Source organism: Arthrobacter sp. HS15c, from assembly GCF_040812005.1.
GTDB lineage: Bacteria > Actinomycetota > Actinomycetes > Actinomycetales > Micrococcaceae > Arthrobacter.
The window spans coordinates 612,326-637,706 of record NZ_JBFOHM010000001.1 but is presented as its reverse complement, the minus strand read 5'-3'; the positions used below and the strand labels follow the sequence as shown (position 1 = coordinate 637,706).

Here is a 25,381-nt window from a genome sequence, read left to right as displayed (position 1 = left end):
CCAAAAACGTTGTAGCTTCTCAAGAACCCTATGCCACACCATCGTCGGCCGGGATGGGCAGAACTCCCCCTCAGTTGATGTTGCGGTTGATCGCCCGGATACCAACCACCAGCCCGACGGCGGCAGTCACCGATGCGGCGAGCAGGCCCAGGAGCGTGTCGGTCCCGACACTGCCGGCGAACAGTTCGCGCTCGGCGTTGACCAGGTAGGTCAGCGGGTTGAACAGGCTCGCCGTTTTCATCCAGGCCGGGCCTGCTTCGATGGGCAGCATGATGCCGGAGAGGATCATCAGCGGGAAGAGCAGCGTCTGCTGCACACCCCAGAAAATCCACTCCTTGTTCTGCGAGACGAGCGCCAGGGCATAGGACAGCGCGCCGAGCCCGATGCCGAAGATGCCCAGGATGACCAGGCCGGCCAGCACATGCAGCGGGTAGAAGACAAAGCCGAACGGGATGCAGACCAGGGCGATCAGCAGCCCCTGCACCACCAGCGGCGCCCACTCCTTCAACGCCCGCCCGATCATCAGGGAAGAGCGGGACAGGGGAGTGGCAAGGATCCTCTCGTACGAACCGGTCATGAGCTCGTACTGCAGGTTGGAGCCGGTCATGGACGTGCCGAACAGGGCAATCATCACCACCACGCCGGGCAGGAACCACTGGAGCGTGGACTGGCCGCCGAACGCCGGCGCGCCCACGGCAGCGCCGAGCAACGGCCCAAAGAGGCCCAGGAACACCAGCGGCTGGATCAGCGAAAATATCAGCGAGAACGGATCCCGAAGGGGCAGCAGCATCTCGCGCCAGAACACGTACTTCGTGTCGCGCAGGACCTGGCCAAGGTTCGGCTTCTTCAGGACTTCGGCGGTGCTTTGCGCAGTCATCAGCGGTCTGCTCCTTCCCGCAGGTTGCGGCCGGTCAGTTCCAGGAACACGTCGTCCAGCGTCGGTGGTTTCAGCTCCAGCGACTGGGCGGGAGCGCCGGCGTCGTGCATTTCCTTCAGCAGTCCCGGTGCCAGCCGGGCGCCTTCGGTGAGCCGGAGACGGAAGCGGACGACGCCGTCGTACACGTTTTCACTGATCTCACCGCCCGCGGCGGCCCGGCCCAGCAGCCCGCGCACGCCGGGGGCCGAATCCGCCGCCACCTCGACGGCGAGAAGGTCGCCGGCGAGGTTGGCCTTCAGCCGGGCCGCCGTGTCGTCCGCGATGATCTGGCCGTGGTCGATCACGATCACGCGCTCGGACATCAGGTCGGCCTCGTCCATGTAGTGCGTGGTCAGGACGATGGTGGTCCCGTGTTCGGCGCGCATCCGCATGATGTGCTCCCACAGGTTGGCCCGGTTCTGCGGGTCCATGCCGGTGGACGGTTCGTCGAGGAACAGCAGTCGCGGTGAGTGCATCAGTCCCAGGGCAACGTCCATGCGCCGCCGCTGGCCGCCGGACAGTTTGATGACCGTGCGTTTGGCAAGGTCGGCGAGGTCCAGGGACTTCAGCAGTTCCTGCGCGCGGGCGGCGGCGTCAGCGGTGTTCATGCCGTAGAAGCGCCCCTGCATCACGAGTTCGTCGATGACCCGGAAGCTGTGGCCGCCGCCGTTGCCCTGGCCGATGTAGCCGATCCGGGCGCGCACGCCCGCCGGGTCCGCGGCGACGTCCACCCCTGCCACGGTCGCCGTGCCGGAGGTTGGCGTCAGCAGCGTGGTCAGCATTCGGAGGGTCGTGGATTTTCCGGCGCCGTTCGGGCCAAGGAATGCCACGAGCTCGCCGGGCGCAACGTCAATGTTGACGCCCTTGACGGCTTCGACAGTTTCCTTTTTGACGGCGAAGGTTTTGGTCAGCTTGTCGGTGTGGATCATGGGTGACTCCAGAGAATTCGCCATTTCCGGGGCTCTGGTCCGGGCTCCATGGCGCCACGCTATACCCATCGGTGGCGCGAGTCCACGGAAAAGTGTCAGTGCCCGCGGTGGTCCTGGATGGTCATCCGCGGCCCGAACGTGGGTTTGCGGAACCCGCTCAGGCCGATCATCCGCACCACGCGCTGGCGGTGCCCTTTCCAGGGCTCAAGCAGCGCCAGCATGCCCTCGTCATCGGTCCGCCTGCCGGTCAGCGCGGCGCCCACGTAGGCCGCGAGGTGGTAGTCGCCCACCGCGATGGAGTCCGGGCAGCCGTGGGTCCGCTGCACCACCTCCGCCGCGCTCCACACCCCGATGCCGGGGATGACCTGCATCTTTGACGCAGCCTCGGTTGAAGGCAGCGCTGCGAGCCGTTCAAGTGCGACGGCGGAGCGCAGCGCCCGCATGACTGTTGCGGAACGCTGCGGGCCAACGCCGGCCTTGTGCCACTCCCACGAAGGGATGCGCAGCCATTGTTCGGCGGTGGGCTGGACGCGGAGACCGGCCGGTGCGGCGCTGCCGGCGGCCGGCGCCGCGGACCCATAGCGGTACATCAGGTACCTGTAGCCGCGGCGGGCTTCGATGACGGTGACCTTCTGCTCAAGGATGGTGGGCACCAGGGCATCAACTATCCGGCCAGTGGAGGGTAAGCGGACGGCCGGGTTCCGGCGCCGGGCTTCGCGGACCATCCGGGGGAGTGTGGCGTGGAAGCCCGGCTCGTCAAACGCCGACCAGTCGTCCCCGGCGCCCAGGAGGCGGGGCACCCCGGCGATGGCGGCCCCGGAACCGGGCCCCCACGCCTGCGCGTCAACCGCCCCGCCCGCCGCACCGGTGAGGCGCAGCGAAACCGGGCCATCCGGCGTCGTAAATGCGGTCCAGAACCCGTCCGGCCCGGACGCGAATGAGGGATCCCCGGTGCCGCGCAGGAGCGTTCCGAGCGTTTGCTGCAGGCTGTATGGGCCATCCGGATGCCACCGCAGGGAGGCGTCCGCGGCGGCGGCCAGCCTGGCGGGTGCAGCTGCGATGGTCATACAGCAATCGTCCCACGGTGGGCTGACAAGACGGGTCCCGGAGCCCCCTTACGGGCCGCGGATGCCAGGAATAGACTCCATCGTGTGGCGCGGGGTGTCCGCGCTTTCCCCTCGCATTCAAAGGAGCATGCAGTGGCTGGAGTGGTGCATTTCGAGATCCCCGCCGACGACCAGGACCGGGCGACCAATTTCTACAAAGAGGCCTTCGGCTGGAACATCGTCCCCATGCCGGAGATGAACTACAACGCGGTCACCACCACGCCGACGGACGAGGCAACCGGCCGGCCCCATGAGCCGGGGGCGATCAACGGCGGCCTGATAAGCAGGGAAGGCGACCTGACCACCCCTGTCATTACCGTGGATGTGGCGGACATTGACGCGACGCTGAAGACCGTGGAGCAGCTGGGCGGATCGGTGGTGCTGCCCAAGAGCATCATCCCGGACATGGGGTCCTACGCCTACTTCAGGGACACCGAGGGCAACGTCATGGGGCTGTGGGAGAACCCGCCCGCCGGAGGTTAGATCGAGCGGTGGTGGGGAGACGGTAACTTTGTACCTATGAAGTACGCCCAGTCCATCCTGGACCTCATCGGCAAGACCCCCCTCATCAAGCTCAACCACGTGACGGATGGCGTCAAAGCCACGGTCCTGGTCAAGCTGGAGTACCTGAACCCCGGCGGATCCATCAAGGACCGCATCGCGGCCAAGATGATCGAGGACGCCGAGCGGGACGGCAAGCTGCTCCCGGGCGGAACCATCGTGGAGCCCACGTCCGGCAACACCGGTGTGGGCCTGGCCCTGGTGGCGCAGCAAAAGGGCTACAAGTGCATCTTCGTGGTGCCGGACAAGGTCGGCGAGGACAAGCGCGCCGTGCTGCAGGCGTACGGCGCTGAAGTGGTGGTGACGCCCACCGCTGTCGCCCCCGACAGCCCGCAGAGCTACTACAGCGTCTCGGACCGGATCGTCTCGGAGACCCCTGGCGCCTACAAACCGGACCAGTTCTCCAACCCGGCCGCCCCCGGCAGCCACTACGAGACCACCGGGCCGGAGATCTGGAACGACACGGACGGAAAGGTCACCCACTGCGTGATCGGCGCCGGCACCGGCGGCACCATCACCGGCACGGGACGGTACCTCAAGGAGGTTTCGGCGGACCGTGCGGAGTCCGACGGCGGCCGGGTCAGGATCATCGGTGCGGACCCCGAAGGCTCGGTGTACTCGGGCGGGACCGGGCGGCCGTACTTCGTCGAGGGTGTGGGCGAGGACATGTGGCCGGCCAACTACGACAAGTCCGTCCCGGATGATGTCATCGCCGTCAGCGACGCCGACTCCTTCGCCATGACCCGCAGGCTGGCCCGCGAGGAAGGTCTGCTGGTGGGCGGCTCGTCCGGCATGGCCGTGGTGGCTGCGCTGCGGACCGCCCGTGACCTCCCGGAAAGCGCCGTTGTGGTGGTCATCCTGCCCGACTCCGGCCGCGGCTACCTCGCCAAGATCTTCAACGACCAGTGGATGCGGTCCTACGGGTTCCTCTCCGGCGGCGAGGAAGCGTCCGTGGGCGAGGTGATCAAGTCCAAGACGGGCGAACTCCCGGATCTGGTGCACATCCACCCGAACGAGACCGTCCGTGACGTCATCACCATCATGAACGAGTTCGGCGTCAGCCACATCCCGGTCCTCTCGCAGGAGCCGCCCGTGGTGATGGGCGAGGTCCTGGGCGCCGTGGATGAGCGGACTCTGACCGCGAAGCTGTTCCGCGGCGAAGCGAAGCTGACGGACAAGATCTCCGAGCACATGGGCCCCAAGCTCCCCGTCATCGGCTCGCTGGAAACCATCTCGGCGGCCCGTGCGCTGCTGTCCGATGTGGACACGGTGATGGTGACGTTCGTCGGGGCGCCGGTGGGCATCCTGACCCGGCACGACCTCCTCGCCTACCTCAGCAACTAACTCCCAAGGAGCACCATGTCTGTTTCTGAAAACCAGGGCTTCAACACCCGCGCCGTCCATGCCGGCCAAGCCTTCGAACCCCGCACCGGCGCGGTGGTTCCGCCGCTGCACTTCAGCTCCACGTACGCCCAGGACGGCATCGGCGGCCTCCGCAGCGGCTACGAGTACGGCCGCGGCGGCAACCCCACCCGCGACGCCCTGCAGGAACAGCTTGCCGCGCTCGAGGGCGGTACCCACGCCTATTCCTTCAGCTCCGGCCTGGCGGCGGAGGACTCCCTGATCCGTGCCCTCACCCGGCCTGGAGACCACATTGTGCTCGGCAACGACGCCTACGGCGGAACCTACCGGCTGATCAGCCGCGTGCTCGGCGATTGGGGGATCGGCAACACCCCCGTGGACATGGCTGACCTGGACGCAGTGGGCAAGGCCGTGGCCGCCCACAAGACCCGCTTCGTCTGGGTGGAGACCCCCTCCAACCCGCTGATGAAGATCACGGACATCGAGGCCCTCGCCAAGGTGGCGCACGACGCCGGGGCCCTCCTGGTGGTGGACAACACCTTCGCGTCCCCCTACCTGCAGACCCCGCTCGCCCTGGGTGCCGACGTCGTGGTCCACTCCACCACCAAGTACATCGGCGGCCACTCCGACGTGGTGGGCGGCGCCATCGTGGTCAAGGACGCTGAGCTCGCGGAGAAGATCGGCTTTGTCCAGTTCGCCGTGGGCGCGGTGTCCGGCCCGATGGATGCCTTCCTCACCACCCGCGGCCTGAAGACCCTGGGCGTGCGGATGGACCGGCACAGCGACAACGGCCAGGCCGTGGCCGAATGGCTGCTGGGGCGCCCCGAGGTGGAGGCGGTCCTGTACCCGGGCCTGCCCTCGCACCCCGGCCACGAGCTGGCGAAGAAGCAGATGAAGAAGTTCGGCGGCATGGTGTCCGTGCAGTTCAAGGGCGGCGAGGCGGCGGCCCGGACGGTTGCGGAAAACACCTCCGTGTTCACCCTGGCCGAGTCCTTGGGCGGCATCGAATCGCTGATGAACTACCCCTCGGAGATGACCCACGCCTCGGTCAAGGGCACGGAACTGGCTGTTCCCGTCAACCTGATCCGGCTGTCCTGCGGCATCGAGGACGTTGAGGACCTCATCGCGGACCTCGAGCACGCCTTCACGTTCCTCCGGTGACCGCAACTTCCCCGGCAGTGGCCCCCGCAACCACCCGCGGCTGGATCGCGACGGCGGCCGGTGCTTCCGCCGTCGTCCTGGCCCTGATGGTGCTGTACTCCGCCTACATTCCGCTCATGAACGACTTCGAGGTGTACTACTACGGCGGCAGCAGGGTGCTGCAGACCGGGGAGACCGCCGCCAACGAGCTGTACGCACCGCGTGACGGCCTGCCGTTCACCTACCCGCCGTTCGCGGCCCTGCTGTTTGCCGGGCTGGCGCTGCTGCCGCTCGGGACCAGCGGCCTGATCTTTGTCACGACGGCGCTGGTGGGGGCCGCCGTGGTGGCCGCCTGGCTGGCCCGGCACTACTTCGGGCTCCGCAGCTGGCGCACGTCGTTCGCCGACTGGCGGTTCCGTACCGTGGCGCTCGCCGGCACGGGTGCAATCCTGCTGCTTGGCCCCTGGCGGGACACCTTCGACTTCGGCCAGATCAACATCATCCTGATGGGCCTGATCCTGGCCGACTTCGCGCTGTACGGGAAAGACCGCGCGGGCGAGATCCGGTGGCCCGCCGGGCTGCTGATCGGCCTGGCAGCCAGCATCAAGCTCACCCCGCTGGCGTTCGGCCTGTACTTCCTGGTGCGGCGCGACTTCAAGGCCCTCGGCTGGATGGCGGCCGGCTTCTTCGGCTCCATCGCCCTGGCCTGGGCGGTGCTGCCCAACGCCTCGCTGACCTTCTGGACCAAAATCCTGCCGGACACCGGCCGGATCGGCGGGCCCGCCTACCTGGACAACCTCTCGGTCAAGGGACTCCTGCTCCACATTGGCCTGCCCGACTCCAGCCTGACCAGCGTGCTCTGGCTGGTGCTGTCCCTGGGCCTCGCCGCGCTGACGGCCGTGGTCATCAAGTGGGCCGTCGCCGCCGACGAGAACTTCGTGGCCGTCTCCGCCACCGCAGTGCTGATGCTGCTGATCAGCCCCGTCTCCTGGTCCCACCACTGGGTCTGGATGGCCGTGGCGCTGCCGTCGATGGCCTTTGCGATGCACCGGGTCCCCTCCCGCACCGGAAAAATGCGGCTGTACGGCTGGATCATCGTGGCTGTATCGGCCGTAGCGTTCTACCTCACGCCCAAGTACCTGGCCATGATGGCCGGCGCCAACGAGTGGGGCAAGGATCCGCAGACCCAGTTCCAGCTGGCCGTCACCAGCCTCGGCGTCCTCTGCGGCGTGGCGCTGCTGGCGTACTGGGCGGTGGCCTACAGCCCGTCGCGCCGCAAGCCTGGCTTTCTTCAAGAAAGTTAGCTAGGTTGCCTGTATGGCACTCCGATCAGACTGGTCCGCCCGCACCTGCAGCATGGCGCGCGGCCTCGACATCCTGGGCGACCCCTGGAGCATGCTGGTGCTCCGCGAGGTCTTTTTCGGCAACGGGCGCTTCGACGCCATGAAGTCCCGGCTGGCGGTGGCTGATTCCGTACTCACCAAGCGACTGGCGGGGCTGGTGGAGTCCGGGCTGCTGAGCAAAAGGACGTACGACGGCGGCGGCCGCACCCGCCAGGAATACGTGCTGACCCCCAAAGGCGAGGACGCTCTCCCGGTCCTGAACGCCGTGGTGTTGTGGGCGGAAAAGCATCTCCCCGCACCCTCCGAGCAGGCCCACATGTACGTGATCCACTCCGGCTGCGGCCAGCGGACCACTTCAGCGGACACGTGCACCGGATGCGGCGAGCGGCTCACGGCCGCCAACACCAGCTGGCACAGCCTCACCCGCTCAGAGGCCCCCATGCAACTGGCAACAGCCGCATGAGCGCCACCGAAACCTCCCGCGGCCGTCGGCTGCACCCCGCCTGGATCGTGGCCGCCGTCGCGTTCCTGGCTCTCGTCGGTGCCGCCGGGTTCCGGGCCGCCCCGGGCGTGCTGATGGTGCCCCTGCAGCAGGAGTTCGGCTGGTCCACCACGGTCCTCTCGGCTGCCGTCAGCATCAACCTGGTTCTCTTTGGCCTGACCGCTCCGTTTGCCGCCGCCCTGATGGAACGGTTCGGGATCCGCGCCGTGACGGCCACCGCGCTGGTGCTGATCGGGGCCGGCAGTGCACTCACGGTGCTGGTCAACCAGTCCTGGCAGATCCTGCTCACGTGGGGGCTGCTCATCGGCCTCGGCACAGGCTCGATGGCGCTGGTCTTCGCCGCCACCATCGCCAACACCTGGTTCGCCAAGAGCCGCGGCCTGGTGATCGGCATCCTCACCGCCGGAAGCGCGGCCGGCCAGCTGGTCTTCCTGCCATTTATTGCCATGCTGGCCCAGGATCCGGGCTGGCGGCAGGCGTCACTGCTGATCGCAGCCGGTGCCCTCGCCGTGGTTCCGCTGGTGCTGAAGTTCCTCAAAAACTCCCCGGCCGACGTCGGCGTGCTGCCTTACGGTGAAACGGCGCCTGAGGAGGGATCGGCTGCGCCGTCCGCGGCTGAGCCCGAGAGCGGGCGGAGCAGCAACGCCGCGGTCCGGGCGCTCCAGGTGCTCAAGCGGGCCAGCAAAGTTCGGACGTTCTGGGCGCTCGTGGCGGGGTTCGCGATCTGCGGCGCCACCACCAACGGCCTGATCGGCACCCACTTCATCCCGTCCGCCCATGACCACGGCATGGCCGAAACCACGGCCGCGGGACTGCTCGCCGTCGTCGGGATCTTCGACATCGTGGGCACCATCGCGTCCGGATGGCTGACCGACCGCTTCAACCCCCGGATCCTGCTGGCTGTCTATTACCAGTTCCGCGGCATCGGCCTGCTGGTGCTGCCGCTGCTTCTGAGCGCCACCGTCCAGCCCAGCATGATCGTCTTTGTGGTGATTTATGGCCTGGACTGGGTGGCCACGGTGCCGCCCACGGCGGCCATCTGCCGCAAGACGTTCGGCGCGGACGGCAGCGTGGTGTTCGGTTGGGTCTTCGCCGCGCACCAGCTGGGCGCGGCGGCCGCCGCCCTGGGCGCCGGAGCCATCCGCGACGCCACCGGCCAGTACACCTACGCCTGGTTCGGGGCCGCAGCGATGTGCACCATCGCCGCCGTCATCAGCGCCACCATCCGCAAGGACGCGGCCGCCCGGGAGCCCCAGCCGGTGGCCGCCGCCTAAACCTGCCGGTCACGTGCCGGGAATCCTCCGCATGCATATGTAGTATGTAGCTACGGCCAGCCACCGTTCCAATGATGCAACCTACGGACCCGGCCTGCCTGCAGCTAGCGACCTTGGGGGACAACGGATGGTACAGCCTGACCTGGATTCAGCGGACGTCGATACAGCTGGAGCTCCGAATACTTCCGGGCTACGACTTCGGGGACCGGCGCTGTGGAGGACTTTGGCCTTGTGGCTGCCCGCCGTCGTGGTCGCCGTACCGGTCTGGTTCCTGCTGGCCGGGTGGAACAAGCAGGGCCTGGACTTCAGCGTGTACTGGCACGGCGGCAAGATCCTGAACGACGCCGGCTGGGCAGTCTCCGAGCTGTACGGTCCGACCGTTGAATGGGCCGGCGGTCCCGGCCTGCCGTTCACGTATCCGCCGTTCGCCGCCCTGGTGTTCAGCGTGCTTGCCCGGCTCCCCGAGCCGCTCGCCCTTCAGGCCTTCAACGCCGCCGGCGTGGCGGTGGCCGCCTGGCTCTCACTCCTTGCCGTACGGTACTGGAACGCCAAGGCGGACTGGCGCCGGACCTTCGACACGCCCCGCAGCCGGTGGATCGCCGCCGCTGTCCTCCTGGCGATGCTGAGCCTTGGCCCGTGGCGGGAGACGCTGGCTTTTGGCCAGGTCAACATCCTCCTGATGGGCCTCATGGCCGCGGACCTGCTGTCCCGGAACCACCGCTGGAACCGGAGCATGCCCGGGAGCGGCTTCCTGGTAGGTGTGGCCGCCGGCATCAAGCTGACGCCGCTGGTGTTCGGGCTGTACTACCTGGTCCGGAAGGACTGGCGCGGCCTGGCCAACATGGGCGCCGGCTTCGCAGCCACGGTCCTGCTCGGCTGGCTCCTCCGCCCCGCAGAGTCCCTGCAGTTCTGGCTGGAAATCCTGCCGGACACCTCACGGATCGGCGGCGCAGGCTACGTGGACAACCTGTCCATCAAGGGCGCGCTCCTGCACTTCGGCGTCCCGGCGGCCGCCGTCACGGTTCCCTGGATTCTGCTGAGCCTGCTGGTCGTGGCACTGGCGGCCGCCGTCATCAAGCTCGCCACCGACCAGGGCGCCCGGGTGGTGGCCATGTCCGCGACAGCCCTGGCCATGCTCCTGATCAGCCCCGTCTCGTGGTCCCACCACTGGGTCTGGGCCGCGGCGGTCCTCCCCGCCTTCGCCTGGACGCTGCGGGAAACCCCGGAACGCTACAAGCGGCTGCGCGCGGGGATGAGGGCCGTGCTGCTGCTTTCGGTCCTGGTGTTCTTCTTCTCCCCGAAATCCATCGGAATGGCCTTCGACGCCGAAAACCTGGACGTCCAGACGCCCGGTCTGTGGATCATGGCCTCCAGCGCCGGAGTCTTCTGCGCCGCCGCTGTCCTGCTGTGCTGGCTGGCGGTCCTCCGCCGGGGCGCCCTGGCCCCTGCCGAACCGTTGGATACAGTACAGGCTGCGGCTTTGGTCGAAGCGGCCGCCGGAACAGTGCGCCGCTAGGCTGACCTGATGGAATCCCATCCCGTTGAATCCACCCCGCGGAAGGCAGCCCTGGTCACCGGGGCAGGCAGGCTTGCCAGCATCGGCGCCGGCATCGCGCGGCAGCTCGCGGCCGATGGCTGGGACCTGGTCCTGAGCTACTGGCACGATTACGACAGCAGGATGCCGTGGGGGAGCCAGCCCGACGACGTCGTACGCCTCACCGCCGAGCTGGAAGCGATCGGCGCGCGCGTCCATACCGTGCCGGCCGACCTGCAGGACCCCGCCGCCCCGGACCGGCTCATGGCTGAAGCCAACCAGCTGGCCGGACCGCTGGCCGCCATGGTGCTGAGCCACGCCGAGTCGGTGGATTCCGGCGTCCTGGACACCACCGTGGAGGCGTTCGAGCGGCACTTCGCCGTGAACACGCGGGCCAGCTGGCAGCTGATAGCCGCGTTCGCCAGGCAGGCCACGGACGACGGCGGCGCTATCGTGGCGCTGACCAGCGACCACACCGCCTTCAACCTGCCCTATGGTGCCTCCAAGGGTGCCCTGGACCGGATCGTCATCGCCGCGGCCCGGGAGCTCGGGCCGCTGGGCATCTCCGCGAACGTGCTGAACCCCGGCCCGGTCGACACCGGCTGGATGGACGGGGAGGTGCGGGAGGAGCTCACCCGCCGCCAGCCGGGCGGACGCCTGGGTACCCCGGCCGACGTCGCCGGCACGGTGGCCTTCCTGGTCTCCCCGGCAGGCCGCTGGGTCTCGGGCCAGCTGATCAAGTCCGACGGCGGCTTCTCGGCTTAGGTGCCCTGCCGGAGTTTCTTGCCGCGCCCCTCCCAACTAGGTAGCAGCACATGTCGGTATGAAGGCTCAAAACGACATCTGCTGCTACTGAGTTGGGTCGGGAGGGAGTTTAGCGGAACGCGCCGAGGCCCGTGATGTGTTGACCAAGGACGAGCATGTGGACCTCGTCGGTTCCCTCGTACGTGCGGACCGACTCCAGGTTCGCGGCGTGCCGCAGCGGTGAATAGTCCAGCGTGATGCCGTTGCCGCCCAGGATGGAGCGGGCTTCGCGGGCGATCTTGATGGCCTCCCGGACGTTGTTGAGCTTGCCCAGCGAGATCTGCTCCGGCTTCAGCGCGCCGGCGTCCTTCAGCCGCCCCAGGTGAAGGGCCAGCATGGTGCCCTTCTGGATCTCCAGCAGCATGTTGACCAGCTTCTCCTGCGTCAACTGGTACGCCGCCAGCGGCTTGCCGAACTGGAGCCGCCCCTGCGAATAGGCCAGGGCTGCCTGGTACGAATCACGGGCCGCCCCCATGGCGCCCCAGGCGATGCCGTACCGCGCCTCGTTCAGGCAGGTGAAGGGTCCGCGCAGGCCGCGGGCAGCCGGCAGCAGGGCCTCCGGTCCCAGCCGGACGCCGTCGAACACCACATCGCACTGGATGGAGGCGCGCATGGACAGCTTCTGCGCGATGGGCGTGGCGGTGACGCCCGGGGTTCCGGCCGGCACCAGGAAACCGTGGACGCCGTCGTCGGTCATGGCCCAGACCACCATCACGCCGGCCACGGACGCCAGCCCGATCCACCGCTTCGCGCCGTCCAGCACCCAGCCTGCCCCGTCCCCGGTGCCGTCGCGGCGTGCGAAGGTGGTCATCGACGACGGGTCCGAACCGGCGGTGGGTTCGGTCAGGGCGAAGCAGCCAATTACCTCGCCGGCAGCCATCCGGGGGAGCCACTCCTGTTTCTGGTCCTCCGAACCCCACTGGTGGATCGCCGTCATGGCCAGGGATCCCTGCACCGAGACGAAGGTGCGGATCCCGGAGTCGCCGGCCTCCAGTTCCATCGCCGCGAGGCCGTATTCGACGGCGGAGCGGCCGGGGCAGCCGTAGCCCTCCAGGTGCATCCCGAGGACGCCCAGCTCGCCGAGCTCCGGAGCCAGCTCCAGCGGAAAGACGGCGTCCTCATACCAGCGCGCGATGTCCGGCTTGATCCGCTGGTCGGTGAAGTCGCGGATCTTCTGGCGGAGGGACAGCTCCTCCACGCTCAGGAGGGAATCGAGGGCGAGGACGTCGGAAGGATCCGGCGCGGCGGGCACTTCGGCGGGAAATTCGGCGGTGACTTCATCGGCGTCGCTCATTCGGAAATCCCCTAAGCCGGCGTCGAGGTGGTGGCAGCGGCCGCGGGCCTGCCGGTAAAGTATCCGCGCGTCGACGGCAGGAAGCGGCAGACTACAGCCAGGACAACGCCGAGCGCCAGGAGCACCACGCCGCTGACAAAGGCGCCGCCGACGCCCAGGATCTGCGTGTCACCGTACGCGGGGTCCCACATCTGGACGGCGGAGATGAAGAAGGCCGCGGTCAGCATCAGTGCCCCCAGCAGGGGAAGGATGCCCCGGAACCAGAGGTTGCGGGCAGATTCCCGGAGCGTGCCGCGGAAGTACCAGACGCACGCGAAGCCGGTCAGCGCATAGTAGAAGGCGATGAACAGGCTGATGGAACTGATGGAATCGGCAAGCAGGTTTTCGCTGAGGAAGCTCATGGCCACGTAGTACACCACGGCGGCAGCGCCCATCACCTGGGTGGAGAATCCCGGGGTCTGGTTGCGCGGGTGCACTTCGCCGAACTTCGGCGGCAGCGCACCGTGCACCCCCATCGACAGGGTGCCGCGGGCCGTGGGCAGGATGGTGGTCTGCGTGGACGACAGGACCGAGGCCAGCACGGCCACCACAATGAGCCAGCCCCACGGACCCAGGACCACGTCCTTCATGGCCAGGAACACGTCGGCCTGGTTCGCTTCGTTGCCCAGGCCGATGCCCTCGGTACCGACCGTGGCGTACATCATCACCAGCAGCGCCACCGAGACGTAGATCGCCACCAGGACAAACGCCGAAATGACGGCGCCGCGGCCGGGGGTGGTGGCCGGGTTTTCGGTTTCCTCGTTCACGGCCAGGCAGGTGTCCCAGCCCCAGTAGATGAACAGGGCAAGGAGCGCCCCGTGCACTACGGCGCCCGGATCCGCGAAGGCCCCGGCCGGGTTGAACCACTCGATGTCAAAGGCCTGGCCCTCCGGCGCACCGCCCGCAATCCGGACGATGATGGCCAAGGCGAAGATGCCCAGCGAGACATACTGCACGTAGGTCAGGACCCGCTGGACGTGCTCGCCCAGCCGGATGCCCCGGTAATTCACCAGGGTCATAAACACGATGAACAGCACTCCGGTGCCCGTGACCAGAAGGCTGTTTTCCGCCAGCGAACCGTCACCCACCAGCAACCACAGGTACTGCCCGGCCACCTGGGCCAGGTTGGCGAGGACCACGATGCCCGCCAGGGCCACGCCCCAGCCGCCCAGCCAGCCGGCCCACGGACCGAAGGCCCGGCGGGACCACGTGAACGTGGTGCCGCAGTCCGGCATGGCGCTGTTCAGTTCCCGGAACGCGTAGGCGATAAACAGGACGGGGATAAAGCCCAGGAGCAGGATCAGCGGAGTGTAGTTTCCGTTGACGGCCACGATCAGGCCCAGCGTGGCGGCCAGCGAATACACCGGCGCCGTGGAGGCCAGGCCCAGCATGACCGAGTCGCCGAGGTCCAGGATCCCGGCCCGGAGGCCTTTGGCAGGGACGGCACCCCCGGACGGTCCGCCGGAGCCGGCGCCCGCCGTCGTCGTCTCCGCGCTCATGCGGCCACCGGGCTCGGGGATGTCAGGGGGCTCATAGGGCGATTCCTGCCTTGTTGGAGTGGGCCTGCGCTGAGAGCGGCGCCGGGGCGTCAATGGTGTTGGGCACAAAACGGCAGAAGTAGTCGGTGATGGGGCCGTCCGATTCCCGGATCCCGCATCCCACGGATTCGCCGTCCACCACCCAGAGGCCCAGGACCGGGTGGTTGCCGTCGAAGTCCGGCAGCGGATGGAACTGCTGGTAGCACCAGCCCTCACGGCCGTACCCGCCCGGCTGCTCCAGGCTGATGCCCGGGGCATGGATCCTGATGTTGTCGCCTTCGCGCCCGTGCAGCGGTTTGGCCACCCATTCCTTCAGTGGTCCCGGCTCGTTCAGATAAGCCGGCAGCAGGTTGGGGTGGTCCGGGTAGAGGTGCCAGAGGGCGGCGAGAAGGGCCTTGTTGGAGAGCAGCATCTTCCATGCCGGCTCCACCCAGCGCGGATTGTGCGCCCGCTGCAGCAGCCGGTGCCCGAACGGCTCCTTCATCATCAGTTCCCAGGGGTACAGCTTGAACATGGTGCTGATCATGAAGTTGTCCAGGTCCACAAAGCGGTTGAGGTTGGGGTCCCAGCCGATGTCGGACATGTTGATGCCAATGGTGGTCCAGCCGGCCTGGCTGGCCACGTCCCGCATGTAGGCGGCCGTCATCCAGTCCTCGCCGGACTCCTCCGCCTCGGAGTGGGCGATGTGCAGGGTGCTCATCCCGGTGCGGTACTGCATCTTTTTCCATTGCCGGATCAGGGCCTCATGGATCCCGTTCCATTGGTCCTTCTCCGGGAACACGTCCTGCAGCCAGAACCACTGCGCGACGGCGGCCTCGATCAGGCCCGTGGGGGTGTCGGCGTTGTACTCGAGCATCTTGGCCGGTCCGCCCTGGCCGTCATAGATGAAGTCGAAGCGCCCGTAGACATCCATGTCGCCGGCCTGCAGGGACTCCGCGGCGAGCTCCAGGGCCTGCGGGCCGATGCCGATGTTCCCCATGGCGCCGGTCGCCAGGAACTTCGCCGCCTCCAGGCACATCTTGTGCATGTCCTCGGCCGTGACCTCCAGGGTTTCCACCTCGTCCATGGTGAATTCGTAGTAGGCCGCTTCGTGCCAGTACTCGATTTTCCGGCCGTCGGGCATGGTGGTGGTGGAGAAGACCAGGCCCTGCTCTTCGATCTTCTGCTTCCAGCCGGGCCTGGGCTCCGATAACAACCGCTGCACGCCTAGCCCCCCGTGCTTCCGCCCTTGGAGCTGCTGCCAAAGCCGCCCCTGCTGACGGTTCCGCCCTTGGTGCTGTACCCCGTGGATGCCTTGGCGCCGCTGGGGATGGTGCTGGTGTAGCTCGGGTAAGCGGAGCGGTTCTGGCCCACCGCGGGCACGCTGGCTCCGCGGGAGTAGAAGTACCAGGCATACAGCGCGCCGCTGCGTCCGGCGGAGCTGTTGCACTGCGTGTCCTCCACGCGCTCGCCGGTTTCGTCGTTGAAACACACCTGGGCGTAATCCGCCTCGTCCTGGTTGCTGGCCACGACGGCGGTGATCGTGCCGGCCAGGAGCGCTGTCACCCCGAGTCCCACCACGACGGTCCGGCGCTGGGAGCGCTTCTTGCGGGCCGCGGCCTCATGCATCTGGCGCTCGCGGTCCTTGGCGAACGGGTCCACCACGGTGGGCGGCGTGTTAAGGAGTTCCGGGTGCAGTTCCGGTTTGGGGACCTGCCACGGCGGGGGTTTTGGCGCGTCCGACGGCGTCGCGGGGCTTGCGCTGTCTTCGGCACCTGTGGTGGGCGGGGCTTCGTCGTGCGCGCCTTCGCCGGGCCGGTCCTTCTGCGGATCGTGCTCTGGATCCCTGTTCGGGTCCACGGCGTCCCCCCTCGGTAGTCCATGTTGAATGTGGGCGCACCTGCGCGCCGAAATCTCGAATCCTGAATTCAGCGTAGTCTCTGCCCGGTCCGGCTGCGAGCACGAAACGGGAGAGAACTGCCCATCGCCGGTTCCAGCGCTGGCTGTAACGCCGGGAACCTACACTGGAGCCATGGAAACCGCATCAGTGCTAGCCGTCTGCCGCGTCCACCAGCTCCTTCCCGACGAAGGCAGCGTGGGCGTCACCGCCATCGACAAGCGGCCGGTGGAAGGACCCGTCAAGGTCCACAAGCTCGGCATCCACGGTGACGTCCAGGCGAGCCGGATCCACCATGGCGGTGAAGACCAGGCCATCTACGCCTACTCCCAGGCCGACGCCGACTACTGGGCGGGGGAGCTTCAGCGGGATCTTCCGGCCGGGATCTTCGGCGAGAACCTGCGGGTTGCCGGCATCGAAACCACCGGGGCAATCATCGGCGAACGCTGGAAGATCGGGCTGGACGTCGAAGTGGAAGTCACCTCGCCCCGCGTCCCGTGCGCGGCCTTCCAGCGCCGGATGGGGGAACCCCAATGGGTCAAGCGCTTCACGGAGGCGGGCCGGGTGGGGACCTACCTGCGGGTGATCCGGACCGGAACCATCCGGGCCGGCGACCATATCCACCGCCTCTACGTGCCCAAGCACGGAATCACTATCGGCCGGTGGTTCAGCGAGCCGGACCTCGAGATCATGGAGGCGCTGCGGGATGCCGATGCCGACGGCGAGATCCGGCTCCAGCCCGAATACCACGACAAGTTCGAGGTACTGCAGCGGCGGCTGGGGCAGTAGCCGGGCCTCCTTGGGCGGCCGGAACTGGAGGCCATGTGCGCAAGCTCACCGCCGCCGTCGGCCGTTAATTTAGTGCTGGGCCGATCTGTGCCTTACACTTGAAACATCCCCCACTCCGGAAATCCCTTATTCCTGCCCAATTTTTGAGGCAGGACTGGCAAGTGTTGGGGCCCGCAAATGTGAAGCGGGCATTTTCATAGGGAGAGCCGGCTAAAGAAAACGCTGTACAGACTGCTGGGATAGCAGCCAAGAGATGCAGCGGGAAGTCCTGCCACGGGATTGCGAAAGCGCCGGACTTCTACGTGACCGGCCGGTCAATGTTTGCCCGGCATCCACGGCACATGTACTGCGGCTCCGCTCACCTCGGGTAGTGCCGCCTGGCCCCCTATGGATGAGGAAATTTCCCTATGCCCGAAAATCAGAACGACGCCACCGCTGAAGCCGTGACCGCCGAAACCGCCACCATCGAGTTCACTGAGGCCGCTGTTCCCGCAGCCGAGCCCGCCGAGACTCCCGCTCCCGAAGCTGCTGCCGCCGTCGAGCCGGCTGCTGAGCCCGCCACCGAGACCGCAGCGCCTGCCGCAGTCCAGGCCGAGGAAACGCCTGCCGCTCCCGCAGCCAAGGCTGAGGAAGAGGAAGAAGAAGGCATCAAGTTCGCCGACCTCGGCATCGACGGCCGCGTCCTGGCCGCCCTGCAGGATGTCGGCTACGAGAAGCCTTCCCCCATCCAGGCAGCAACCATCCCGCTGCTGCTTGAAGGCCGCGACGTGGTGGGCCTCGCCCAGACCGGCACCGGTAAGACTGCAGCATTCGCAGTACCGGCACTGTCCCGCCTGGCCGAGCTCCACGACCTCAACGGCCCGTCCCGCAAGACCCAGGCCCTGGTCCTGGCACCGACCCGCGAGCTCGCGCTCCAGGTTGCCGAGGCCTTCACCTCGTACGCCAAGCACATCGATGACTTCACGGTCCTCCCCGTCTACGGCGGCTCCGCCTACGGCCCCCAGCTCGCCGGCCTGCGCCGCGGTGCCCAGGTTGTTGTCGGTACCCCCGGCCGTGTGATCGACCACATCTCCAAGGGTTCCCTGGACCTGTCCGAACTCCAGTACCTGGTGCTGGACGAGGCCGACGAAATGCTGCGCATGGGCTTCGCCGAAGACGTGGAGCAGATCTTCCAGCAGACCCCCTCTGACCGCCAGGTGGCACTGTTCTCCGCCACCATGCCGAGCCAGATCCGCCGGATGTCCAAGCAGTACCTGAACAACCCGGCCGAAATCTCGGTGAAGTCCAAGACCACCACCGGCGCCAACACCCGCCAGCGGTACCTGCAGGTCATGGGCCCGCACAAGCTCGACGCCCTGACCCGCATCCTCGAGGTTGAAGAGTTCGACGGCGTCATCGCCTTCGTGCGCACCAAGATGGCTACCGAGGACCTGGCTGACAAGCTGAAGGCGCGGGGCTTCCAGGCTGCCGCCATCAACGGCGACATCCCGCAGCAGCAGCGCGAACGCACTGTCGACGCGCTGAAGGAAGGCCGCATCGACATCCTCGTGGCCACCGACGTCGCGGCCCGTGGCCTTGACGTGGAGCGCATCAGCCACGTCGTCAACTACGACATCCCGCACGACACCGAGTCCTACGTCCACCGCATCGGCCGCACCGGCCGTGCAGGCCGTTCCGGCGACGCCATCCTGTTCATGACGCCGCGGGAGAAGTACCTGCTGCGTTCCATCGAGAAGGCCACCCGCCAGCCGGTGGAGCAGATGCACCTGCCCACGGCCGAGACCGTGAACACGCTGCGCCTGGGTAAGTTCGCCGAGCGCATCACCGAGACCCTCGAGTCCGAGGACGTTGCCGCATTCCGCGACCTCATCTCCTCCTACGAGGAAGAGCACAACGTTCCCGCCTCGGAGATCGCTGCCGCACTGGCCGTTATGGCCCAGGGCGGACAGCCGCTGCTGGTCAAGGAACTGCCTGCGGCTCCCGAGTTCCAGAAGCGCGAACGCGCCAAGGACGGCTTCGGCTCCCGTGGCCCCACCCGCACGCTCACCGAGGGCAACGCCACGTACCGGATCGCCGTCGGACGCCGCCAGCGCGTTATGCCGGGCTCCATCGTGGGCGCCATCGCCAACGAAGGCGGCATCTCCTCGGCCCAGATCGGCGGCATCGACATCCGCTCGGACCACTCCCTCGTGGAGCTCCCGGCGGACCTGAGCCCCGAGCAGCTGCGCGCCCTGTCCCGCACCCGGATCGGCGGCGAGCTGATCCACCTCGAGCTGGACAACGGCCGCAAGCCTTCCGGCGGCGGCGAGCGCGGCGGCTACCAGGGCAACCGTGGCGGCGGAGACCGTGGCGGTTACTCCGGCGGCGGCGACCGTGGCGGCAACTTCAAGGGCAACGGCGGGTTCAAGAAGGAATTCCGCAAGACCGATGGCGAGCGTTCCTCCGCAGACCGCGGCGGCCGTTCCTACAGCGAGCGTCCCGTTGGTGCCGACAGCGGCGCCACCCGCGGCCAGGCCAGCGACTCCCGCTTCGGCGGCCACGGCGACGGCTCACGCAAGCCCCGCCACGGCAACGAGGGCGGACAGCGCGACTTCAACCGCAAGGGCAAGTGGTAACCGTCAGCTAGCCTGACGCGTTCCACCCGATGGGCCGGCTTTCGAGCCGGCCCATCGGCGTTTAACCCATCAATCCTCCAGGCCGCATGTTCGCTTCGTCACACCCGCCCCGGCAGCGGCCCCTGGTAGGCCCGGATCGGCTCCCCGGAGGCACTTTCAGGCCCGGAATTACGCGCTTTTTCGGGCTCAAGGCCGCGTCCGGGCGCCGATTTGTTGGTGGCGAAATCTTCCGGTAGAGTATTTACTCGTTGCCCCCCTAGCTCAGTGGTAGAGCGCGTTCTTGGTAAGAACGAGGTCACCGGATCGATTCCGGTGGGGGGCTCTGGATGAGGGCCTGTGTCAAGGCGGTTTTGACCGGCTTGGCGCAGGTTTTTCTCATTCGTGGCGGTGTAGCTCAGTTGGTTAGAGCGCACGACTCATAATCGTGAGGTCGGGAGATCGAGCCTCCCCACCGCTACAGGCTAAGCCCCCGGAATCCCCCGAGATTCCGGGGGCTTTTCTGTTTCCCAGCACGACGTAAGGCTGCCGCGGTGCGAAGCCGTGACAAGCGCTCCTTTTCGCCGTAGCTTTGCTGCAGCCGGCGATGGGGCATATTAGTGGACTTCTTCGAAACAATAATGGTGCCGTTCAATTGGCTGGTGTCCGCCATTATGGTGTGGCTCCACGACGTCCTGAGCCGTGCCGGAATGCCTGCGGCAAGCGGCTGGACGTGGACTTTGTCCATCATCGGCCTTGTGCTGATCATCCGTGCCGCCCTGATTCCGGTGTTCCTGCGGCAGGTCAGCGCCCAGCGCCGGATGCGGCTCCTGCAGCCGGACCTGAAGAAGCTGCAGGACAAGTACCAGGGCAAGACTGACCAGCTGTCCCGGCAGGCTATGGCCCAGGAACAGATGGCGCTCTACAAGAAGCACGGGACCAACCCTCTCTCCGCCTGCCTGCCGATGTTGATCCAGGTGCCGTTCTTCTTCGCGCTGTTCCAGGTGCTCTCCGGCATCCCGGCCGCGGCCGGGCAGGGCCGGGGCATCGGAGCGATGAGCCACGACCAGGCGCTGCAGTTCGATGCCTCAAGCATTTTTGGTGCCCCGCTGTCTGCGTCCGTGCTGCACGGCGGTCCCGGCGACCCCGCGGCTGTCGCAGTACTGACTGTCCTGATGATCCTGGCCATGACGGCCTCGCAGGTCATCACGCAACGACGGATTATGGCCAGGAACGTGCCTGACGAATCTCCGGACAATGCCTTCGCGCGCCAGCAGAAGGTGATCCTGTACATCCTGCCGGTCGTCTTTGCCGTGGGCGGGGTCTTCTTTCCGATCGGCGTCCTGATCTACTGGACCACCACCAACCTCTGGACTATGGCACAACAGTTCACCATCAAATGAGGGGTGAGGTCTCGGCGCTCAGGCCTTGGCATAGCGCCGAGAGCCCACCCCTCACCGCAGGGTACGGCGCGGGGCGGCGGCCAGCGACTGTCCATCCGCCGCGGCCCGGGGCAGAATGAGGCGCATGGGCCAGCTCATCTACTCAGGCATCGCATCCTTGGACGGCTACATCGCGGACCGGGACGGCAACTTCGACTGGAGCGCCCCGGACGAGGAGGTCCACGCCTTCATCAACGATCTCGAACGTGGGGTTGGCACCTTTCTGTTGGGGCGGCGCATGTATGAGGTGATGTCGGCCTGGGAATCATGGGATACCACCGACGAGCCGCCCGTGATCCAGGACTTCGCCCGAATCTGGCAGGCGGCAGACAAAGTGGTCTACTCCGCGTCCCTCGAATCCGTGGACACCGCCCGCACCAGGATCGAGCGGACCTTCAACCCCGACGCCGTCCGGGAACTGAAAGCGGCCACAGACGGCACCATCAGCATCGGCGGCCCCACGCTGGCCGCTGCGGCGCTCGACGCCGGGCTTGTCGACGAGTGCCAGCTTTTCCTCAACCCGGTGGCGGTGGGCGGCGGCCTGCGCTTCCTGCCGGACGGGCTGAACCTGCGGCTGGAACTCCTCGAAGAGCGCACCTTCGGAAACGGTGTGGTCTTCCTCCGCTACCGCACCCTCGCCTGACCGCGCGGACTGACGGGAGCGCCTGACGGTGCCGCCTGAAGGCAGCGAATAGGCCGGAGGGGCAGAATGGGGGAATGACCCGCATCGCAATCATCGGCGGCCACGGCAAAGTGGCCCTCCACCTGTCCACCCTGCTCGCGGAAGAGGGGCACAGCGTCACCTCGATCATCCGTAACCCGGACCACGCGGCCGACGTCGCGGCCACGGGGGCAACGCCGTCGGTCCTTGACGTTGAAAATTCGACGACGGCGGCGATCGCCGGGTGCCTCGCAGGCCATGACGCCGTGGTCTGGTCAGCCGGGGCCGGCGGCGGCAATCCCGAGCGGACGTACGCGGTGGACCGCGACGCCGCCATCCGGTCGATGGACGCGGCGGCGGAGGCCGGCGTGGCGCGGTATGTGATGGTGTCCTACCTGGGCGCGGGGCCTGACCACGGCGTCCCGGCCGACCACAGCTTCTTCGCCTACGCGGAGGCCAAAGCGGCCGCGGATGAGTACCTGCGCGGCACCGGGCTGGCCTGGACCATCCTGGGCCCCGGCGCACTGACGGACAAGCCGGGGACCGGGAGGATCGACGTCGACCCCGTACTCGGAGGCGGCCGGGAAACGTCCCGCAGCAACACCGCGAGTGTGGCCGCAGCGGTCCTGGACCTGCCGGAGACGGCGTACCGGACGATCGAATTCCGCGACGGTACGCTGCCCATCGCCGCCGCCCTGGAGCCGCAGCCGTAGCGCAGCAGCCCAGCGCCGGAACAGCAAAGCGCGAACGTACAGTTGAGGCCCCGATAAGCTGAAACGGGGAGCACCACCTCCCGCCGGACGGCAGGGCAGGCCGTCCGACCGGCTCCGCCTGCCGCGCGAACTGGCAGATAATGCCCTCAGAACCGAGTTTTAAGGGCATTATCTGCCAGTTCGCGCGTGGCTTTGGGGCCTCAAGTGTACGGTCGCGCTCTGGGGGTGGAATGGGCGGGGCGTGTCAGGCCGGGGCGGCGAGCTCCAGGTCCAGGGTGTTCTTCTCCACGTAGTCCAGGGCGCACCGTACGGCTCCCACGGTCACGATCGAATCGCCCAGCGGGGACACCGCCACCCGCGGGGGAGTCACGGTGTACTTCGTCAGGCGCTCGGCGATCGGCTCCAGCAGCACACCGGCGGAGTTCGCCACGGCGCCGCCAATGACCACCAGTTCGGGGTTGATGATGGTGGCCACGGCACCGATCACGCGGGCCATCCTGTCGGCAATCCGCTCAAGGATCTTCAGCGCCACTGCATCGCCGGCCGCGGCGGCTGCGAACACCTGTTCAGCCTCTGCGCCTTCGGCATGATCCCGCAGCGACGTCCTGGCTTTGCCCGCGAGGGCATCGGCTGCCCAGCCGCGCGCCAGCGCCGCAATGCCGAAGGTGTCGCCCACTCCCTCCAGCATGTCCAGGAAGGCCAGCTCGCCGGCGCCTCCGCCGCGGCCGTGCAGCAGCCGCCCGCCGTCGATCACTCCGGAGCCGAGGCGCTCACTGGCGAGGATGACCACAACGTCGTCGACGCCGGCAGCAGCTCCCCGCCAGCGGTCACCCAGGGCGGCCAGGTTTGCGTCGTTTTCCAGCAGTACCGTCCAGCCCCGCCGGTCGCGCAGGGCAGACTTCAGGCCGACGTCGAACAGGCCCCAGAAGTGCTGGGTCACCAGCACGTCGCCGTTGCGGTCCACCGGGGCCGCGATCCCGGCGCAGACGGCAAGGACAGACTCGGGGGTGGCCCCAACGCTGTGAAGGGCCAGCATGGAGGCGCGGTCGATGACCGATATGCGTTCCTCGGCGGAAATTTCGGCGTCGGCGAAGGGCTGGCTGGACCTGCCGAGTGCCTTTCCGCGGAGGTCGGACACCACCACGGTGGCCTTGGAGATGCCGATGTCCATGCCCAGGACGTAGCCGGCGCGTTCGTTGAGCTCGAACCGGCGTGCCGGCCTGCCCTTCTGGTAGCCGCCGAACGCCCGCTGGTTCTCCAGCTCCCGGATCCAGCCCCGCTCCATGAGGTCCTCGCACACCGAAATGGCCGTGGCACGGGTGAGCCCGGTGGCCTCCATGACCTCCGTGACCGTCACCGCGTCCGAGGCGCGCATGAAGTCCAGGACGGCTCCGGCGCTCACGCGCCGCAGCAGCTGGGGAGTTGCCGAGGAAACTTCCGACATGGTGTTGACCTCTCTGTGCTTTAGACCACATAATACTTGAGGAACTAAATTTAGATTCCAAATAAACACTTAGAGCATGGTGGGCCGGACGGCCGCCGACCACTGGCTTTACTACCAGCCCTTTGCAAAGGAGCAACTGTGAACTGCATCCCGAAGCACTGCCCGCCCCAGTCCCAGCCCCGTCGGCGCCAGTTCCGTCCGTCAGCCACCGCCCAGTGAACGCCGCTGTCCCCGCATCACTGCTCAGCAGGCGTTCCCTGCTCCGGGCCGCCGGCCTGGCCGGCGCGGCCGCCATCCTGCCCCTGACCGGCTGCGGCGCCAGCGCCAGCGCCAGCAAGCAGGATGGCGTCACCACCCTGCGTTTTATGCAGAACAAGCCCGAAGTAGTGGACTACTTCAACCAGGTGATCAAGGACTTCGAAGCGCTGAACCCGGACATCAAGGTCATCCAGGACTTCAATGAAGGCAACTTTGTTCCCGGCCTGGTGCGGAACGATCCGCCCGACGTCGTGACCCGAGGCTTCGCCCAGGCCACTGCCGACTTCGTGAAGAAGGGCATCTTCGCCGACCTCGCCGACCTCCCGGCAGCCTCCACCATTAACCCGGAGATGCAGCAGCTCATCAGCTCCTGGGGCCAGTACAACGGCAGCGAGACCAGCGCCCTGCCGTTCTCGGTGGCTGCGGCCGGAGTCGTCTACAACCGGGACATCTTTGACGCCAGCGGCGTGGCCGTCCCCACCACCTGGGACGAATTCGTGGCCGCCTGCGAGACCTTCAAAGCGGCCGGAATCGCGCCGATTTACGGGACCTACAAGGACCCCTGGACCCTTGCGCAGGGCATGTTCGACTACGTCGCCGGCGGTTCGCTGGACGTCGCCGAATTCTTCACGAACCTCACGGCCGCGGGTGCCGACATCAGCACCGCCGCCCCCGAATCATTCACCAACAACTTCGGACCGGCCCTGCCCAAGATGCTGCAGCTGGCGTCCTACGCGCAGAACGGCGCAGCCAGCAAGAACTACGCTGACGGCAATGCGGCGTTCGCCAAGGGCCAGGCCGCCATGTACCTGCAGGGCCCGTGGGCGCTGTCCCAGCTTGTGGCCGCCAATCCGGCGATCCGGCTGGGCACCTTCCCGCTGCCCGTCACCAACAACCCAGACGAGACCAAGGCCCGGGTCAACGTGGACATGGCGCTCTCCATCACACGGCACACCCCGAACATGGCCGCGGCGCAGCGGTTCGTCAGCTACCTGCTGGAGCCGGCCGTGGTGAACACCTACAACGAAAAGAACGCCGCCTTCTCACCGCTGAAGGACGCCCCAGCCGTGACCAACCCGCAGATCAGCGGACTCAACGACTCCATCACGGAAGCCCGCTACTTCCAGGGCGCCGTCACGTACTTCCCGCCCTCAGTTCCGGTGAACAACTACATCCAGTCCTTTGTGTACGGCAAGAACGGCGACCAGTTCCTGTCCGCTCTCGACGACGAATGGCGCCGCGTCGCCGAACGGACAGCGGTCTGA

General features: G+C 67.4%; 21 protein-coding genes, 2 tRNA genes and 1 pseudogene. 16 read left to right on the top strand and 8 right to left on the bottom strand.

The genetic code is table 11. The features are described from left to right. Nucleotides 1–70 precede the first annotated feature (70 nt). From ABV518_RS02970 to ABV518_RS02960, 3 genes are all read right to left on the bottom strand, one after another. The gene (locus ABV518_RS02970) at nt 71–877 is read right to left on the bottom strand and encodes an ABC transporter permease (RefSeq protein WP_367765298.1); all 807 of its coding nucleotides are present in this window, start codon (nt 875–877) and stop codon (nt 71–73) included. Beyond that, nucleotides 877–1,845, bottom strand: coding sequence for an ATP-binding cassette domain-containing protein (locus tag ABV518_RS02965; RefSeq protein WP_367765297.1), 969 nt, complete (start codon nt 1,843–1,845; stop codon nt 877–879). The genes ABV518_RS02970 and ABV518_RS02965 overlap by 1 nt, the downstream gene beginning before the upstream one ends. A 95-nt stretch (nt 1,846–1,940) precedes the next feature. Continuing rightward, entirely contained in the window at nt 1,941–2,912 is a 972-nt protein-coding gene (locus ABV518_RS02960) for a DNA-3-methyladenine glycosylase (RefSeq protein WP_367765296.1), read from the bottom strand. Nucleotides 2,913–3,044: 132 nt separating this feature from the next. Here ABV518_RS02960 and ABV518_RS02955 point away from each other — a divergent pair, with 132 nt between their 5' ends. The 8 genes from ABV518_RS02955 (at nt 3,045) to ABV518_RS02920 (ending at nt 11,432) form a co-directional block, all read left to right on the top strand. Beyond that, the gene (locus ABV518_RS02955) at nt 3,045–3,434 is read left to right on the top strand and encodes a VOC family protein (protein WP_367765295.1); all 390 of its coding nucleotides are present in this window, start codon (nt 3,045–3,047) and stop codon (nt 3,432–3,434) included. 36 nt (nt 3,435–3,470) lie between these two features. Further along, nucleotides 3,471–4,856 (top strand): cystathionine beta-synthase, encoded by a 1,386-nt coding sequence (locus ABV518_RS02950; protein ID WP_367765294.1) that lies wholly within the window; start codon nt 3,471–3,473, stop codon nt 4,854–4,856. 15 nt (nt 4,857–4,871) lie between these two features. Next, a complete protein-coding gene (locus ABV518_RS02945; protein ID WP_367765293.1) occupies nt 4,872–6,035 on the top strand; it encodes a cystathionine gamma-synthase in 1,164 nt (387 codons plus the stop codon). Beyond that, on the top strand, nt 6,032–7,318 hold the full coding sequence (locus ABV518_RS02940; protein WP_367765292.1) for a glycosyltransferase 87 family protein: 1,287 nt from the start codon (nt 6,032–6,034) through the stop codon (nt 7,316–7,318). Before ABV518_RS02945 ends, ABV518_RS02940 begins: the two co-directional genes overlap by 4 nt. 13 nt (nt 7,319–7,331) lie before the next feature. Then, a complete protein-coding gene (locus ABV518_RS02935) occupies nt 7,332–7,820 on the top strand; it encodes a winged helix-turn-helix transcriptional regulator (RefSeq protein ID WP_367765291.1) in 489 nt (162 codons plus the stop codon). Continuing rightward, nucleotides 7,817–9,133: an MFS transporter gene (locus tag ABV518_RS02930; protein ID WP_367765290.1), complete on the top strand. Its 1,317-nt coding sequence runs from the start codon at nt 7,817–7,819 to the stop codon at nt 9,131–9,133. Before ABV518_RS02935 ends, ABV518_RS02930 begins: the two co-directional genes overlap by 4 nt. A gap of 229 nt (nt 9,134–9,362) precedes the next feature. Next, a complete protein-coding gene (locus ABV518_RS02925; RefSeq protein ID WP_367765289.1) occupies nt 9,363–10,649 on the top strand; it encodes a glycosyltransferase 87 family protein in 1,287 nt (428 codons plus the stop codon). Between the two features lie 9 nt (nt 10,650–10,658). After that, a complete protein-coding gene (locus tag ABV518_RS02920; RefSeq protein ID WP_367765288.1) occupies nt 10,659–11,432 on the top strand; it encodes an SDR family oxidoreductase in 774 nt (257 codons plus the stop codon). 109 nt (nt 11,433–11,541) lie between these two features. Here the strand turns inward: ABV518_RS02920 and ABV518_RS02915 are convergent, their stop codons facing one another. From ABV518_RS02915 to ABV518_RS02900, 4 genes are read right to left on the bottom strand one after another with little or no spacing between them, the layout of a single operon-like run. After that, nucleotides 11,542–12,765, bottom strand: a complete 1,224-nt coding sequence (locus ABV518_RS02915) for an acyl-CoA dehydrogenase family protein (protein WP_367765287.1) — start codon at nt 12,763–12,765, stop codon at nt 11,542–11,544. Between the two features lie 11 nt (nt 12,766–12,776). Then, nucleotides 12,777–14,303, bottom strand: coding sequence for an APC family permease (locus ABV518_RS02910; RefSeq protein WP_367765286.1), 1,527 nt, complete (start codon nt 14,301–14,303; stop codon nt 12,777–12,779). 31 nt (nt 14,304–14,334) lie between these two features. Next, complete coding sequence (locus tag ABV518_RS02905; RefSeq protein WP_367765285.1) at nt 14,335–15,546, bottom strand: glutathionylspermidine synthase family protein; 1,212 nt, start codon at nt 15,544–15,546, stop codon at nt 14,335–14,337. Between the two features lie 2 nt (nt 15,547–15,548). After that, nucleotides 15,549–16,181, bottom strand: coding sequence for a Tat pathway signal protein (locus ABV518_RS02900; protein WP_367765284.1), 633 nt, complete (start codon nt 16,179–16,181; stop codon nt 15,549–15,551). 172 nt (nt 16,182–16,353) lie between these two features. On the opposite strand from ABV518_RS02900, the gene ABV518_RS02895 reads away from it, so the two are divergent. The 7 genes and pseudogenes from ABV518_RS02895 to ABV518_RS02865 all read left to right on the top strand — a co-directional run bounded on the left by ABV518_RS02895 (nt 16,354) and on the right by ABV518_RS02865 (nt 22,414). After that, complete coding sequence (locus ABV518_RS02895) at nt 16,354–17,007, top strand: MOSC domain-containing protein (protein WP_367765283.1); 654 nt, start codon at nt 16,354–16,356, stop codon at nt 17,005–17,007. A gap of 407 nt (nt 17,008–17,414) precedes the next feature. Next, complete coding sequence (locus ABV518_RS02890; RefSeq protein ID WP_367765282.1) at nt 17,415–19,622, top strand: DEAD/DEAH box helicase; 2,208 nt, start codon at nt 17,415–17,417, stop codon at nt 19,620–19,622. A gap of 250 nt (nt 19,623–19,872) precedes the next feature. Then, nucleotides 19,873–19,944 (top strand) — tRNA-Thr (locus ABV518_RS02885). A 61-nt stretch (nt 19,945–20,005) separates the two neighbouring features. Beyond that, nucleotides 20,006–20,079, top strand: a tRNA-Met gene (locus tag ABV518_RS02880). A gap of 139 nt (nt 20,080–20,218) precedes the next feature. Next, a pseudogene (gene yidC, locus ABV518_RS02875) lies at nt 20,219–20,995 on the top strand (membrane protein insertase YidC); the annotation flags it as partial. 130 nt (nt 20,996–21,125) lie between these two features. Next, entirely contained in the window at nt 21,126–21,683 is a 558-nt protein-coding gene (locus ABV518_RS02870) for a dihydrofolate reductase family protein (RefSeq protein WP_367765281.1), read from the top strand. A gap of 74 nt (nt 21,684–21,757) precedes the next feature. Next, nucleotides 21,758–22,414 (top strand): NAD(P)H-binding protein, encoded by a 657-nt coding sequence (locus tag ABV518_RS02865; protein WP_367765280.1) that lies wholly within the window; start codon nt 21,758–21,760, stop codon nt 22,412–22,414. A 244-nt stretch (nt 22,415–22,658) separates the two neighbouring features. On the opposite strand, the gene ABV518_RS02860 is transcribed toward ABV518_RS02865, so the two are convergent. Continuing rightward, on the bottom strand, nt 22,659–23,858 hold the full coding sequence (locus ABV518_RS02860) for an ROK family protein (RefSeq protein WP_367765279.1): 1,200 nt from the start codon (nt 23,856–23,858) through the stop codon (nt 22,659–22,661). 215 nt (nt 23,859–24,073) lie between these two features. Between ABV518_RS02860 and ABV518_RS02855 the strand changes: the two genes are divergently transcribed. After that, nucleotides 24,074–25,381 (top strand): ABC transporter substrate-binding protein, encoded by a 1,308-nt coding sequence (locus ABV518_RS02855; RefSeq protein WP_367765278.1) that lies wholly within the window; start codon nt 24,074–24,076, stop codon nt 25,379–25,381.

What these genes read in the sequence shown, in the direction of transcription:
- ABV518_RS02860 (WP_367765279.1), bottom strand. Translation starts at nt 23,858, where the DNA reads ATGTCGGAAGTTTCCTCGGCAACTCCCCAGCTGCTGCGGCGCGTGAGC.
- ABV518_RS02865 (WP_367765280.1), top strand. Translation starts at nt 21,758, where the DNA reads ATGACCCGCATCGCAATCATCGGCGGCCACGGCAAAGTGGCCCTCCAC.
- ABV518_RS02935 (WP_367765291.1), top strand. Translation starts at nt 7,332, where the DNA reads ATGGCACTCCGATCAGACTGGTCCGCCCGCACCTGCAGCATGGCGCGC.
- ABV518_RS02890 (WP_367765282.1), top strand. Translation starts at nt 17,415, where the DNA reads ATGCCCGAAAATCAGAACGACGCCACCGCTGAAGCCGTGACCGCCGAA.
- ABV518_RS02930 (WP_367765290.1), top strand. Translation starts at nt 7,817, where the DNA reads ATGAGCGCCACCGAAACCTCCCGCGGCCGTCGGCTGCACCCCGCCTGG.
- ABV518_RS02970 (WP_367765298.1), bottom strand. Translation starts at nt 877, where the DNA reads ATGACTGCGCAAAGCACCGCCGAAGTCCTGAAGAAGCCGAACCTTGGC.
- ABV518_RS02895 (WP_367765283.1), top strand. Translation starts at nt 16,354, where the DNA reads ATGGAAACCGCATCAGTGCTAGCCGTCTGCCGCGTCCACCAGCTCCTT.
- ABV518_RS02910 (WP_367765286.1), bottom strand. Translation starts at nt 14,303, where the DNA reads ATGAGCGCGGAGACGACGACGGCGGGCGCCGGCTCCGGCGGACCGTCC.
- ABV518_RS02915 (WP_367765287.1), bottom strand. Translation starts at nt 12,765, where the DNA reads ATGAGCGACGCCGATGAAGTCACCGCCGAATTTCCCGCCGAAGTGCCC.
- ABV518_RS02945 (WP_367765293.1), top strand. Translation starts at nt 4,872, where the DNA reads ATGTCTGTTTCTGAAAACCAGGGCTTCAACACCCGCGCCGTCCATGCC.
- ABV518_RS02920 (WP_367765288.1), top strand. Translation starts at nt 10,659, where the DNA reads ATGGAATCCCATCCCGTTGAATCCACCCCGCGGAAGGCAGCCCTGGTC.
- ABV518_RS02870 (WP_367765281.1), top strand. Translation starts at nt 21,126, where the DNA reads ATGGGCCAGCTCATCTACTCAGGCATCGCATCCTTGGACGGCTACATC.
- ABV518_RS02950 (WP_367765294.1), top strand. Translation starts at nt 3,471, where the DNA reads ATGAAGTACGCCCAGTCCATCCTGGACCTCATCGGCAAGACCCCCCTC.
- ABV518_RS02965 (WP_367765297.1), bottom strand. Translation starts at nt 1,845, where the DNA reads ATGATCCACACCGACAAGCTGACCAAAACCTTCGCCGTCAAAAAGGAA.
- ABV518_RS02960 (WP_367765296.1), bottom strand. Translation starts at nt 2,912, where the DNA reads ATGACCATCGCAGCTGCACCCGCCAGGCTGGCCGCCGCCGCGGACGCC.